Source organism: Acinetobacter sp. TGL-Y2, from assembly GCF_001612555.1.
Taxonomy (GTDB): Bacteria; Pseudomonadota; Gammaproteobacteria; order Pseudomonadales; family Moraxellaceae; genus Acinetobacter.
The window spans coordinates 2,832,132-2,847,261 of the sequence record NZ_CP015110.1 but is presented as its reverse complement, the minus strand read 5'-3'; the positions used below and the strand labels follow the sequence as shown (position 1 = coordinate 2,847,261).

Genomic DNA, 15,130 nt, shown 5'->3' with positions numbered 1-15,130 from the left:
TGATTAAATAACGAAGATTAAACACTTTATTTGATATAGATAATAATTATGATTGCCAATATATTTTCAGCATTAGAGCAATTGGGGTTAAGCGCTCAAAAACGTGCCATTCACGTACAATTTTCTAATCCTGCATTAAACACTGAAGTATTTTTACAGCGTATAGACGGACAGCATGCATTGAACCAAGGTTCAACTGCCGAACTGATCTGCCTGTCCACCAATGCGACGATTTCTCTAAAACAGTTTATAGGCTGTCAAGTCGCAGTCGACCAAGTGACCGACCAAGGCATACTGTTTCGTAGCACCGGCATCATCACTGAAGCCGCTCAAGGGCAAAGTGATGGATCTCTCACCCTTTATAAACTAACGCTGTCAGACCCCACCGCACTCTGGCATAAACGCCGTAACAGCCGCGTGTTTATGAATAAGTCTGCGGTTGAGGTGGTCGAAACTTTGTTCCAAGAATGGCAAAACAAAAGTCCACTGTTTGCATCGAGCTTAAGTCTAGACCTCAGTGGTCTGCAGCAACACTACGATGTCCGTCCCTTCATCATGCAAAGCAATGAAACGGATTATGATTTTATTACGCGATTGCTCCGAAGCGAGGGTATCAATTGGCTTATTGACGAAGCCCAAGCCATCGTTGCCACATCAGCAAGCCCGATTGAAGCGCAGAAACTCCGCCTAATTGACGACAACAGCCAATACCAAGCGCTTGAACGTAGAAACATCCGCTTCCACCGCAGCAGTGCCACAGAACAACAAGACAGCATCACCAGCTTTATCGGACAACGCACACTCCAACCCACTGCTGTGCATGTACAACGCTGGCAATCTGATGTATTAGAACAAGAAGAAGGCGCAGGCACCGTCCAAAGCAAACACCAACACAGCAACAATCAAGACAATGCCAGTCTGGGCTTAGAACAAGCATGGCACGTCAGCCCAGCCTGGATGCAAGACCTGAAAGGTGAAGATCAAGCGACAGCTTCAAACAACAGCCAAATTGAGAAACTGAACCAAAACCTCAGCAACTACTACGATGCGCAAAGCAAACAATTCATTGCCCAATCTACAGTACGCGATACCCAAGTCGGCTACTGGTTTGAACTGAGCGAACACCCAGAGATTGATCAACATAGTGGTTCAGACAAAGAGTTTCTGATCACAGCGAAGCACTACTACAACCAAAACAACCTGCCCAAAGACTTGAATGAACAGATCAACCAACTGATCAGCCAAAGCCACTGGAACAGCAACTTCAAACGCGAACACCACCAAGCAGAACGCCAAGGCAACAGCTTAACGCTCCAACGCCGCAACATTCCCACTGTTCCAGAATATAACCCGCTCGAGCACCGCCCAGCAGCGCATCCACAACGCGCCAAAGTGGTGGGGCCAAGTGGCGAAGAAATTCATGTCGATGAATGGGGACGCATCAAAGTCCGCTTCCTGTTCTCAAGAGCCGAGGACAACCAAGCCGATGGTGGCGCAGGCTCCAACAACAACGACACCGATTCAGCCTGGGTGGATGTCTTAACCCCATGGGCAGGCGAAGGCTACGGGGCACGTTTCCTACCGCGTATAGATGAAATCGTGGTCATTGACTTCTTTGACGGCAACATCGACCGACCCTTTGTGGTGGGACGGATTCACGAAGCACAACGCAGCCCAACGAAGTTTGACATCAAAGGGCAACTCCCTGACACGAAAAAACTGGCAGGCATCCGTTCCAAAGAAGTTCAAGGCGAAGGTTACGGCCAACTCAGATTTGATGACACCACTGGACAAATCTCAACCCAACTACAAAGCAGCCATGGCGCAAGTCAGCTTAACTTAGGTAATCTCAGTCACCCCAAAGAGACCGAGACCAGTGAAGGACGCGGAGAAGGTTTTGAGCTGAGAACGGATCAATGGGGTGGAATCAGAGCAGGGCAAGGTTTACTGCTAAGCACACACGCCCAAGGTGAAGCCAGTGGCCATCACTTGGCTGCAAGTGAACCGAAGAGCCAACTTGAAAGCTCACATAACAACGCTAAAGCCTTAAGTGAAGTGGCGAAGAATCAGCAGACTGATCCGCTTGAGGTTTTAGAAAATATCCAAGGCTTTATTGAGAATTTGGCAAAAGAAGATCAAGCGAAAGCCGATGCATTCAAATCTGCGGTTATGGTCTTAGCCTCACCAAATTCGATTGCTGTAAGTTCTAATGAAGACATTCATCTTTCAGCAGATGGACAGATTAGCCAGAGTGCAGGGGATAGTATGAATATTTCCACGCAAAAATCGTTAATTGCTCATGCGAGTCAAAAGATCAGTTTATTTGCAGCACAAGAAGGTGCGCGGCTATATGCAGCTAAAGGTAAAATAGAAGTACAAGCACAGGGTGATGCACTGGATCTGATTGCCCGCAAAGGGATTCAGATTATTTCAACGGAAGACACGGTTTATATTACCAGCCCGCAAGAGATTAATTTAACCGCGGGTGGCTCACAGATTAAGATCAATGCTTCAGGTATATTTCCAACCACAGGTGGAAAGTTTGAGGCAAAGGCGGGGCAGCATAAGTTTATTAGTGGGGCTAAAAAAGAGTATAAAATTCCTCAATTACCATTAATAGATAAAGAAACAAAAAAATATAGTAATCGAATTGATTTTTCTTCAGCTGTTTTAGCACAAGACTTTTTAAATACTAGATACAGAGCTTATAAAAAAGATGGAAGTTTTTATGAGGGGTATTTAGATGAGCGGGGTAGGACGGCAAGATTTTTCACTAATGAAATGGATGAGCTAGAAGTTATTCTTGAAATTGATGATATGGATTTAGAAAATGAAAGATAGGTTTAAAATAAGATTTAAATATCATAAGGGTAATGGTGCTGTTCAGGGGATTGCTTATAGAGTTACTTTTCGTAAGAATCCTAATGCAATTTATAGTTCGATAATTCATTATAAAGAACATGAAGGGAAATTAAGCAATCACTTAGGAGAGACAGTTGAGTTTTTAGCACCAAGTGATTATGGAATTGTGGTAATTTCAGTTAAAGGAAAATCAAATAAATATAAAAATTGGACAATTGTTAGATTTGCGGTTTGGGATGAGACTAATGATGAATATAAACTAAAAACAGTGTCAGCATCTGTATTACGTGAATTTGAAATTGAGCTCCCTTTAATTAATACAAAATTTGAAACAAAAGTAAAAGAAACTAATGGAAATAATAAGAGCGATTTTTATCAAGTTAAAAATGGGGATACTTTGTTAACAATTTCTAAGAAATTTAAGAAAAATATTTCTGAATTGATGGAAAATAATAATATTAAAGATGCATCTCAGCTCCGCGTAGGTCAAAAAATTTATATTGGAAATAAAAAAGCACCGGAAATACAAATTTTTAAACCTGATAAGCAATATTATTTAGATCTTGATTATATTGTTAATTCTGAAGATACAGTCTCTAGTATTGCAAAAAAATTCTCACTATCCGAAGGGAATATAATAAAAGATAATAAACTTGCGAACGGAAATAACCTCAAAGCTGGTACATTATTAAAGTTAATAAATCATAGTGCCAAGTTATTTTATAAGACTGAAGAGGCAAAAATAAAACATGCCCTAACTTTGAAGGGATATCCTTCAATTTCTTTTCAAGCTGAATTCACACGTCAGATTGGTGTATCAATAGGCGCTTCAGTTTGGGAATTCCTAGGATCTTCCTTTGAGCTAGGCATTGCTTGGGATCAAAGGGGAAACTGGATGTTATATTATACAACGAGTGCTGCTGGAAACTTAGACAAAAAAGCTGTTAATTTACATGATGGTGAAAAGAAAAAAATTAATGAAGAGCTTTCTTTTAGCGTAACGGGTAGCAATGTGCGTGTCAATGCAAAACATGTGTCGGAGTTAACAGGAGCAGGAAAGAGTTTTTCAAATACTGTAAATATGGATATTTATGAAGCTGGGTTTGTGAATGTTGAATCTAAGACTAAAGATATAGATACGGGAGAAACAAAAGATTTAAAAGGACGAGGAGGGGTATCTAGTTTTGAACTTGGCAAAAAAAGTAAAGGCGATTTAATACCAAATCCTAAAGCCCAAAAAGCCATTGGGATTACTGTTCCTATTTTTATTTTAGAAACAGGAAAGCTCAAAAAAAATCCTAGTAGCTTTAAATAGTTAAAAAAGCACATTTAATTTTGCATTTTAAATGTGCTTGAGAAATTATTCTACTTTTGGGTTAGTGGAGTAAACTTCTTTCCAATAATTAAATTTATCGAGGTTGTTTTCGTTTTTATAAAGAATAGCTAAATTATACTGGGCTGTAGGTTCACCATTTTTAGCGGGTTTTTCCAGTAGTTTAATAGCTTTTGATATGTTTGTAGGAACTAGTAGGCCTTTTTCATAGTATCGGGAAAGTTGGATATAAGCTAAATCATAACCTTGATTAGCAGCCTTTTGATACCAATCAAAAGCAACTTTATAGTCTTGGCCAACCCCTTCACCGTAATAGTATGCTTGCCCCATGTTGAACTGACCTGAAGCATTATTTTTATCTGCAGCTATCTTATAACTTTCAACGGCTTTTTTGAAATTTTTAGGATAAATTAAGCCTTCATTATAGTAATTTCCGATAAAATTGTATGATTCATAATGGTTTAAAGTTGCAGCTTTAATAAATAAGTTGAGAGCTGTTTCAAACTCGCCATCAGTAGTTGCTTCCTTGTAAATCAATGCCGCGAGATTGTGAATCGCAACTGGATAATTTTGATTTACAGCTTGTTCTAGCCAATATTTTGCTTTAACAAGATCTATTGTGCTTTGTTGATTTATTCCGTACCCATATTGATACATTAAACCTACTTGATTTTGAGCTTTAGGATTACCAGCATTAGCTAACTTTATTAAAATAGGTAGAGCTTGCTCTTCTTTACTAGCGTTGATGAGATCAGTAGCCTGTTTAATTAAAACATCCTGTTGTGATTCAGAAATTGATTGTTTTACATTTAAATCAGTACCAGCAACAGAATTACTGTCACTACAAGCAGCTAAGAAAAAGCAAAATAACAAAGGATATAATTTTTTCATAGTTTAATTACTAGTTAACTTTTTCCAATAATTTTACATTAGATTGGATGTGTATTTGGTTGTTTTTTTATAAATGTTAAGGGATTTGTGTGTTTATTGAGATTTTTTATTGAATTATTGTATATATTTGATTTTAAATCATCTTTTCAGTTGGGTTGCTTAAGAATTTTTACTTTAAATTAAAGCCCTTTCGGGCTTTTGAAAATATCAAGGCAACTGTTGAATCGGGCTTCCACCCAAAGCTTGCAACAAGGTCACATAAGCATTGTATTGGGTCTGTTTAGTTTGAACTAAACTCAAACGTGCCTCACGTGTGGTACGTTGAGCATCAATCAAATTCTTCAGTGCCACAGCACCATTTTTATAACGTACTTGGGTCAACTGTTCAGTCTTTTCAGCAAGCTGAACATTACGCTCTTGTAGAGCCACTTGCTTATCGATTTCATTACGGGCAGACAAGGCATTTTCCACATCTGCAAAAGCTTGATACAGCGTTTGACGATACTGAATAATCGACTTTTCATACTCAAGTTCATTCACTTTCAAATCACGCTTCATATCATTCCACTGTAAAAATGGAAGAGATAAACCCGCACCTAATATTGCAGCAGGATTGGACAACACATTACTCAGTGAGGTACTTGAACCAGCCGTTGAAATACTACCTGTCAGACTAACAGAAGGGTAATAACTGGCTTTATTGGCATCTTTATTGGCAAGTGCTTTACGTAAACGTAGTTCAGAGGCATTTAAGTCAGGTCGGCGTGACAATAACTCCGCAGGTAACCCTGAAGCAATCCGTGGTAATGCATTGCGTGGCAGGCGCTGCGGTTCAGCCATATTTAGTTGCTGTACAGGTTGATTCAGCAATACTGCAATCGCAGTTCGAGTTTCAACTTTCTGCTGTTCAATTTGACTTAAGGTTGCACGTTGGCTTTGTACCGCTTGCTCAGCTGAGGTTAAATCCAGTCCAGAGACTGCACCTGCACGGTACTGAATGCGAACCAACTCATAGGTTTTTTGGGTACTGGCTAGGTTCTGCTGTGCAACGGCATAGCGCTCATTTAAATAACCCAACTGCCAGTACAAATTGGCGGTGGTGGCAATTAAACTTTGCGCTGTAGCTTGTAAGTCTTGCTCTGTGGCAAGCGCTTCCCACCGTGAAGCTTCGGTTTGATTGGCAAGCTTGCCGAACAAATCAAGCTCATAGCTTAAGCCCGGATAATTCAGCGAAATGCCATTGGATGAATCTCCATCGCCATCTAAGCTAAAACGATGTCCGACAGAAGCACCCGCAGATCCAATCCGAACCCCTTGCTGACTTTGGCTTTGTCTGGCTTGAATCCGTGCCTGCTGTAAATTGATTCCCGCCACAGCTAAATCTGAATTCACGCTTAAGACTTGATTCACAAGGCTATTCAACTGAGCATCATTAAACAGTGTCCACCACTGATCTGCATAGGCATCTGCATGTACTTGTTTCGCGGTCACTTTGCTATTTTCAAAGCCTTGCGGAATATTGACGGTCGGTTGTTCATAAGGCGTTTTGACCATAGCCACACACCCTACTAGAGAACTTGTGAGGATTAAGGCAGTGACAAGTTTCGTTAAATTCATATGATGATGCATAGTATTTTCCTTATTCTCTAGACAGGGCGTCGACTGGGTTCAAGCGTGCAGCATTACGTGCAGGAATAAACCCAAATACAATTCCAATCAGGCTAGAGCAAATAAATGCAGCCACAATCGAGGTAGTTGAATACGCCATTTGGAATGTTCCACCTGCAAAATGCGTAATCAGCTGACCAATACCTAGAGATAACAGCACCCCTAAAATACCGCCCAAAATACACACCAGTACCGCTTCAATCAAAAACTGTTGCAAAATGTCACTTTGACGGGCACCTACCGCCATGCGTACCCCAATTTCTTGCGTACGTTCTGTCACAGACACCAACATAATGTTCATCACCCCAATACCACCGACCACCAGTGAAATCACTGCAATTGCAGAGACCAATAGCGTCATTGTCTGGGTGGTTTGTTGAATGGTTTCACGAATACTGTCTGAGTTCTGGGTAAATACATCCTGTGCGCCATGACGCTGAACCAATAAATTCAAAATGGCATTTTCAGCAGCAGCACTCGGGTATTCATCTTTGACACGGACAATAATGCTACGCACATTCGATTGACCGAGCATACGGCTCATGACAGTCGAGTAGGGCAGATACACGTTTAAACTATCAGAATTACCCATCATGCTCTTTTGCGCATCAATCACCCCAATAATACGGCTTGGTACGCTACCGAGTAGAATCACTTGACCAACAGGATTACTGCCATCGGCAAAAAAGGTGTTCTTGGTGTTGTCGTCAATCACCACATCTTGTGCTTGCTGCGTTACGCTATGCCTATCAAAGGGTTGACCTGATTGAAAGGTTAAACCTTTGACATAGAAGAAGTCTTCGCTCACACCGTTAACAGTAGTCGAGGCTTCAATGTCTTTAAAGCGACCCGTGACACTGCTGTTGACCGAAGGACTGACACCATCGACATAGGGTTGTTCAGACAATGCGTCTGCATCGGCAGGAATTAGAGTTTTACTTTGAGAGGATCGTGAATTATCACCAAAACCACGACCTTGATACACGGTAATGGTGTTCGTTCCCAGACTGCTGATATTTTCTAAAATTTGTTTCTGTGAACCATTGCCCAGTGCAACGACAGACACCACCGAGGCGATACCAATAATAATCCCGAGCATAGTCAAGAAGGTCCGCATCCGATGCGCATTCATGGCAAGGAGTGCCATACGGAAAGCTTCACCTAAGCGATCAAATGCCGAACGCCAAGATGAGATTTTCTTTTGCTCGGTTCGCACCAGTGCGTGTTTTTCAAGTGGCGCATCATCTGTTTCGGGAATATTCGGTTCATCTGAAATGATATTACCGTCAGAAATTTCAATAATACGCGTGGCATTTTTAGCGACGTTATGGTCATGGGTCACCAAAATAATGGTATGACCCTTGGCATTGAGTTCACGCAAAATACGCATCACTTCTATACCGCTGTTCTTATCCAATGCACCTGTCGGTTCATCGGCCAGAATCACGTCACCGCCATTCATCAAAGCACGGGCAATAGAGACACGTTGCTGCTGCCCCCCCGATAACTGACTGGGACGGTTTTGGGTTTTATCACCCAAACCTAAATCGGTCAGGATATCTTTGGCACGCTGTTGACGTTCAGACGCATCTGCACCGGCATAAATCGAAGGTACTTCAACGTTGCCAGCGGCATTTAAGTCACCCAGCAGATGATAACGCTGGAAAATAAAACCAAAATACTCACGGCGTAACTTTGCCAGTTCATCGGGCTCAAGTTCGAGTGTTTCACGACCTTTGACTTTGTAACTACCGTGGGTTGGTTTATCGAGACAACCCAAGATATTCATGAGTGTTGATTTACCAGAGCCTGATTGACCCACAATGGCAACCAACTCTCCGGGGTAAATTTCTAAATTTACGCCTTTTAGAATTTGAACCGTAGATTCGCCCGCAGGGAATTCACGAATCAAATTCTTGACCTCAAGCAGAGGCTGCTGATGTTGAGTCATGATTACATTCTCATTGGACCAGCGCTACCACCGCGAGCACTACGTTTAGCGGCATCATTTGAGGTATCAGAACCATCTGCAATCACCACTTGATCGCCTTCTTTCAAACCACGAATCACTTGTGCTGTTGCGCGGTTGTTTAAACCAATTAAGACAGGCGTTGCTTTTGCTGATCCATCTGCTTGTAAAACGCGAACCATAGATACAGACGCTTTACCTTGTGCAACCAACTGTTTTTCCTGATCATTCAATTCTAGACGTTTTGGACGTTCCCCCACAGCACGTTCAGCGCTTTGCTCAGCATTACGTTCAGCGCGAGCTGGGCGTTCGGTACGTTCTGCATTTGAACCTTCTGTGGAATTTTGACCGCGTCCACGTTGTGGGCGATTTGATGTCTGTACTGCCGCTGATGGAATGGTCAAAGCATTTTTAGCTTCTGCCAACACAATATAAACCTGAGCAGTCATATCAATACGTAACTGACCATCTTCATTTGGCACATCAAATAACGCGTTGTAATATACGGCAGTACTTGATGAGGTTGAGCTGTTGTTGGTTTCAGTATTGATTGAATTCGGTGCAGGTTCAACTTGACGCAAAGTGGCATAGTGTTTTTTGTCATTGTTACCCAGTGTAGTGAAATAAACCGTTTGGCCTTCTTGCACACGCATCACGTCGGCTTCAGAGATTTCAGCTTTTACGGTCATGGTGTCAAGCTTCGCCAATTTTACAATGGTCGGTGCGCTTTGGTTGGCGTTTACGGTTTGACCTTCTTCAGTCACAATCGCAACGATTGTACCATCCATAGGTGCCACAATTTGGGTGTAGCCCAAGTCTTCTTTGGTGGTCGCTAAACTTAAACGCGATTGCTCGATCTGCGCGTTAATGGCCACAATATCAGCTTGCGCAGTTTTATAGCTTGCCAGAGCAGACTCGAGTTCTGCACGAGAGGTTGCATCTTGTGCATACATCGCTTGTTGACGTTTGTATTCTGCTTCCACTTTCGCCAAATTGGCTTGTTTTACAGTTAACTGCGCTTGTTGATTTTTAATGCTGGCTTCTGCTGTTTTTAAGTCATTTTCTTGACGAACCGAATCAATCTGAGCAATCAATTGACCTTGTTTGACTTGGTCACCCAATTTCACATACATCTTTTTGACTTGACCCGATACCTGCGCACCGACGCTCACCATTTTGGTGGCTTCAAGGATACCCGTTGCCAGCACAGAGTTTTCAATATCCCCACGACTGACCTCTGCAGTAATGTACTGCGGTTTTTCATCTTTAGGTTTGAAGAAATACCAAGCAGCAAGAGCCACAGCAACGACGACGGCTGCAATAATCAATTTCATTGGTTTTATTTTTTGCATGGCAATATTGAAAACATTAAAAAATTGTTCAAATTATAAGGTTGAAATAAGGATTAAACGTGAATTTTTTTAAATATCGCAATGAAAATTAATATGAATGTGTTTGGAGGTGTTTAGGATCTTTTACGCGGGAAATAAGGTTTTGCCACAGAGTTCGGCAATGCATTGCTGAATCAAATGTGCTGGATTTTCTTGGCTTTTGCCTTTAATTGCGGCATCAATTCGGAGTAAAAGCGCGGGCCAGCTTAAGAATTGCTGCGGGTTTAAACGTCTCAAGGCTTGTTGATACGTACTGACTTTGTTTTTCCAAATGCCCAGCTGTAATGCATTGTGCGGCTGCTCAAAAAGTTGCATCAATAAACGCATCTCTTTACTCAAGGTCCACAAAATCAGGCTATAGGGTTCGCCAGATTCAATCAGATATTGAAAGGTTTTAATCGACTGCGCAAGATTACCTGAAATCATGGCATCACTTAAGTCAAAAGTCGTATAGCGAGATTGATCCTGCAAACATTCGTGCAACTGTTCAATCTGAATCTGAGATAGCTCAGGAAAGGTGTCTGCCACACGCATCAGGCTATTTTTCGCGGCCAGTAAGTTATGCTCATGATGGGCTTCAAGCCATTGCCATGCATCTTGATTCAGCTGAATCCCCAGTTTTTCAGCTTCTACTGCCAAGATTCTTTGACGGTCTTGGGCGTAGTTTGCTGTGAGGGCAACCACCACGCCATTGGCTTCGACCACTTGAAAAAAAGCCGACTTTAAACTACCGCTGTCTTGCTTCGGCATAATGATCAACAGCAAATTGTGTTCATTATGCTGAATATAGTGTTTAAGCAGTTTGAGTGTGCTGGCATCGGGTTTGATATTGCCATGCACTTCAATGGCTAAATTTTGTGAAAACAGCGACAAGCTGTTAAGTGCATGAAACACATTTTTCCAATCACTGACGCTGTTAATGTCATAGCGTTCACGCTCAATTTGATGTGTGGCCCAGTTTTTACGAAAAGCATCCAGCAAATTTTGCTCAAGCAATGGCTCTTGACCATGTAAGATCCATGCGCCACGGGCTTGATCTAAGCGTTTCAGCGCTTGGAGATAATCTATTTTCATGCTAAATCGAACTTATGGGTTTTCAGATTGAGCAGGTTGAAAATTTTGCTGTACGGGCAGTTGAACATTCACCTGAGCTTTTGGTAGACGGTTGGCTGCAATTTGACGTGACATTTGCTGTGCAATGTCATCAATTAAAATCTGGCTTAAATATTTATTTTGTTGATCATCTGTGTTGACCGTTGCAACGTCGTATTGGTAACTGCGTGAAGCGGTTAAAGTACGTGGCTCGGTAATAGGGTTGCCTTGGCGGTCTTCAATTTGGAAGGTTACAGACAAACGTAATAACACTTCAATCAAACTGCCGTTCAACTCATGACGTACAGGCTTGTAGTCTAAAACACGCAGTACATAGGTATCATTGGCATTGCTCAATTGAACACCTGTTGCGGTTAAATACACGCTGAGTTTCTTTTCAAGCTCTGAGGTGTTGGCAGGCAAAATGAGTTGTAATTTGGTATAGACCAAGGGTGTAGCTGTTGGATTGGTTCCTTTTAAATGGAAGCCACAGCCGACAAAGCCCGCACTTAAGCCCAAAGTTAAAACAACAGCTGCTAAACGTTTGCCCAAATGCATGTTTGATCCTCTGTATATATTCCCAAAAAGGAAGATAAATTTATATCGTGATTGTATGTGCAAAGCCCGTTGGCTGGCAACGGGCTTTGTTTGGGAATTGTGAAATCACCCCTAACCCCTCTTTAATAAAGAGGGGAAAGCCTCCCTTTTTAAAGGTGAGAAGCGATGCTTCGCAAGAGGAGGGATTCCTAAACCACCAAATTCACTAACTTATTCGGCACCACAATCTCTTTCTTGGTCGGACCCGTCAAGAACTGCTGAATTTCAGGTAATGCTTTCGCAAGTGCTAGAATCTCATCTTTCGAGATATCAACTGCAACGTCTAATTTGCCACGAAGTTTGCCATTCACCTGAACCACAATGGTTTGCGTATTGCGTGTTAATGCAGACTCATCCACCGCAGGGAACAATACATTTTCTAACTCAATACCAAATTCAGCCAATAATGTTTGGCTTAAATGCGGTGCAAATGGGGCAAGTAAAGTTAAAAGCGTGGTGATTGACTCACGCGCAACAGCCACGTCATTGTCATCGTTTGCTTCAAATTTATTGTTCGCGTTGAGAAGTTCCATCATCGCTGCAATCGCAGTGTTAAATGCATGACGACGTTCGATGTCATCACCTACTTTCTGGATGGTTTCGTGCGTTTTACGACGTAAATCTTGTGCAGCAGTTGAAAGTGCAGCTTTGTCGATATTTGAGGCATTGTTAGCTTTTTCAAGGAAGCCTGTCGCCAAACGCCATACACGTTTCAAGAAACGGTTTGCGCCTTCAACGCCTGCATCTGACCATTCAAGCGATTGATCTGGTGGTGCTGCGAACATCATGAATACACGTGCAGTGTCTGCGCCGTACTGGTCAATAATCGATTGCGGATCGATACCATTATTTTTCGATTTCGACATTTTTTCTTGACCGCCAACGACAACCTCTTGATTGTCGCCTTGGTATTTGGCAGACAGAATACGACCTTTTTCATCACGCTCAAGATCAATATCCGCAGGGTTAAACCATGTTTTCTTACCTGATTCTGCTTCACGGTAGTAGGTATCTGCAAGCACCATACCTTGAGTCAGCAAATTGGTGAATGGCTCGTTGCCTTGTACCACCCCTTCATCACGCATGAGTTTATGGAAGAAGCGTGCATAGAGTAAGTGCAGAATTGCATGTTCAACACCACCGATATATTGGTTTACAGGCAACCACGTTTGACCCGCAGCAGGATCAACCATACCACCCGTAAAATCAGGTGATGCATAACGTGCGTAATACCAAGAAGATTCTACAAAGGTATCCAATGTATCGGTTTCACGACGTGCATATCCACCACAGCAAGGGCATGTGGTTTCATAGAATTCAGGCATTTTATTCAGTGGATTACCTGAACCATCTGGTACCACATCCGTAGGCAGTACCACAGGAAGTTGATCTTCAGGTACTGGCACTTGACCACATTTGTCACAGTTGATCATTGGAATCGGACAACCCCAATAACGCTGGCGAGATACACCCCAGTCACGTAGACGGAATTGAACTTTAGAATGTGCAAGTTCAGTCGGTTCTAGTTTTGCAAGGAAAGCATCATACGCCCCTTGTAAATCTAAGCCGTCAAATTCACCTGAATTGACCAATTTGCCATCTTTAGAGCCATACCATTCTTGCCAAGTGGTGGCATCAAAATCGCTATCTTCTGCGCCTTTGGCATCAATCACTTGCTGAATGCTTAAGCCATATTTGTTGGCAAATTCGAAGTCACGTTCGTCATGAGCAGGAACCGCCATCACTGCGCCTGAACCGTACGACATGAGGACGTAGTTGGCAATCCAAACAGGTACGTCTTCGCCTGTGACAGGATGCTTCACAGACAAACCGGTTGCCATGCCTTTTTTCTCAGCAGTCGCAAGATCTGCTTCTGCCACAGAACCCATACGGCATTCTTCAATGAAGGCAGCAAGTTCAGCGTTATTCTCGGCTGCTTTAAGCGCCATTGGATGTTCTGCTGCAACCGCAACATAAGTCACACCCATTAACGTGTCAGCACGAGTGGTAAATACAGTTAAGCTATCTTCATACAGGTCTGGGTTCGCTGAAGGGAAGGTGATGTCCATCCCTTGTGAGCGACCAATCCAGTTGCGCTGCATGGTCAGCACTTGTTGTGGCCAACCGTCTTTGAGCGTGTCTAAATCGTCCAGTAATTCTTGCGCATAATCTGTGATGCGGAAGTAATACATGGGAATATCGCGTTTTTCAACCAGTGCACCAGAGCGCCAGCCACGACCATTTTCAACTTGTTCATTTGCCAAAACGGTTTGATCGACTGGATCCCAGTTCACGGTTGAAAGTTTACGATAGATCAAGCCTTTTTTATAAAGCTGAACAAATAACCATTGTTCCCAGCGGTAGTATTCTGGGGTGCAGGTCGCAAATTCGCGATCCCAATCCACCGCTAAACCTAATTTTTTCAGCTGATTACGCATGTAATCAATATTTTCAAAAGTCCACTTTGCCGGAGCAACTTGATGTGCAATGGCAGCGTTTTCCGCAGGTAAGCCAAACGCATCCCAACCCATCGGTTGCATGACGGTTTCGCCTTTTAGACGGTGAAAACGGCTGATGACGTCACCAATCGTATAGTTACGCACATGACCCATATGCAGCTTGCCACTTGGGTAAGGGAACATAGAGAGGATATAGCGACGCGGACCTTCTACAGTGTCGGCAACTTTAAAGGTTTTGCGAGATTCCCAATCTTGTTGGACTTGAGGCTCAATCGCACTCGCTAAATATTCAGGGTCAATGTGATTAGTCATAAACGTATTAGTGAATTACGGTGAAAAGTTTGTTGCACAGCATAGCGCAAAACGCACCTAAAAGTGAATTTTGCAATGCGGATTATGTTTAAAAAATGAATTAAACGAGCCAATCGCATCTATTCAAGTCACATCGGGTCATTGAGGTGCTTGGATGGATCTTGAATCCGTGACAGGGTTTGCGCGTTGCAAGGCTTCATTGGCCTCACGTTGCTGCTGATCCATTGGAGGGATCGAACTGCCAGTTGGCGCAGGAGTTTGTTGATTTTCTGGGTTAGGACTAGAACTAGTAGGGCTAGGCGTGGTCGTTGTTTCTCCTCGCCAGCCATAAGTGTCGACCTTGCCCTTCTTTTTGGCAGTTTTGGGTGGTGGTGTGGTGGTGTAATGGTCGAACCCTTACTGTCGACCCATTTATAGTATTCTTTAGCTGAGCTGCTGGCGATGCTGAAAAAAGCGAGGCCAGTAAAGCTGGTGCTTAAGGTAATTATTTTTATCCAGTTGTTTATTTTCATCTGTATGACCTTAAAAATGCCAGAACGGCAGGGATGAGAAGCAA

Annotated in this window: 9 protein-coding genes and 1 pseudogene; 2 read left to right on the top strand and 8 right to left on the bottom strand. The window is 42.7% G+C overall.

Annotated elements, in window-relative coordinates; genetic code table 11:
- Positions 1-48 precede the first annotated feature (48 nt).
- Positions 49-2,841, top strand: coding sequence for a type VI secretion system Vgr family protein (locus tag AMD27_RS13570; RefSeq protein WP_067661480.1), 2,793 nt, complete (start codon positions 49-51; stop codon positions 2,839-2,841).
- Positions 2,831-4,177, top strand: a complete 1,347-nt coding sequence (locus AMD27_RS13565; protein WP_067661478.1) for a lytic transglycosylase — start codon at positions 2,831-2,833, stop codon at positions 4,175-4,177. The genes AMD27_RS13570 and AMD27_RS13565 overlap by 11 nt, the downstream gene beginning before the upstream one ends.
- Positions 4,178-4,222: 45 nt before the next feature.
- On the opposite strand, the gene AMD27_RS13560 is transcribed toward AMD27_RS13565, so the two are convergent.
- From AMD27_RS13560 to AMD27_RS19195, 8 genes and pseudogenes are all read right to left on the bottom strand, one after another.
- Complete coding sequence (locus tag AMD27_RS13560) at positions 4,223-5,086, bottom strand: tetratricopeptide repeat protein (RefSeq protein ID WP_067661476.1); 864 nt, start codon at positions 5,084-5,086, stop codon at positions 4,223-4,225.
- Between the two features lie 207 nt (positions 5,087-5,293).
- Positions 5,294-6,715, bottom strand: coding sequence for an efflux transporter outer membrane subunit (locus AMD27_RS13555; RefSeq protein WP_067661474.1), 1,422 nt, complete (start codon positions 6,713-6,715; stop codon positions 5,294-5,296).
- A gap of 10 nt (positions 6,716-6,725) precedes the next feature.
- Positions 6,726-8,705, bottom strand: coding sequence for a MacB family efflux pump subunit (locus tag AMD27_RS13550; protein WP_067661472.1), 1,980 nt, complete (start codon positions 8,703-8,705; stop codon positions 6,726-6,728).
- Positions 8,706-8,707: 2 nt separating this feature from the next.
- Positions 8,708-10,075 carry a MacA family efflux pump subunit gene (locus AMD27_RS13545; protein WP_067661470.1) on the bottom strand — a complete coding sequence of 456 codons (1,368 nt, stop codon included), beginning with the start codon at positions 10,073-10,075 and terminating at the stop codon, positions 8,708-8,710.
- Between the two features lie 123 nt (positions 10,076-10,198).
- A complete protein-coding gene (gene holA / locus AMD27_RS13540) occupies positions 10,199-11,188 on the bottom strand; it encodes a DNA polymerase III subunit delta (RefSeq protein WP_067661468.1) in 990 nt (329 codons plus the stop codon).
- Between the two features lie 12 nt (positions 11,189-11,200).
- Complete coding sequence (gene lptE, locus AMD27_RS13535) at positions 11,201-11,764, bottom strand: LPS assembly lipoprotein LptE (protein ID WP_067661466.1); 564 nt, start codon at positions 11,762-11,764, stop codon at positions 11,201-11,203.
- Positions 11,765-11,952: 188 nt separating this feature from the next.
- A complete protein-coding gene (gene leuS, locus AMD27_RS13530; protein WP_067661463.1) occupies positions 11,953-14,574 on the bottom strand; it encodes a leucine--tRNA ligase in 2,622 nt (873 codons plus the stop codon).
- Between the two features lie 138 nt (positions 14,575-14,712).
- Positions 14,713-15,068, bottom strand: a pseudogene (locus AMD27_RS19195) (DUF4124 domain-containing protein).
- Between the last annotated feature and the right edge of the window lie 62 nt (positions 15,069-15,130).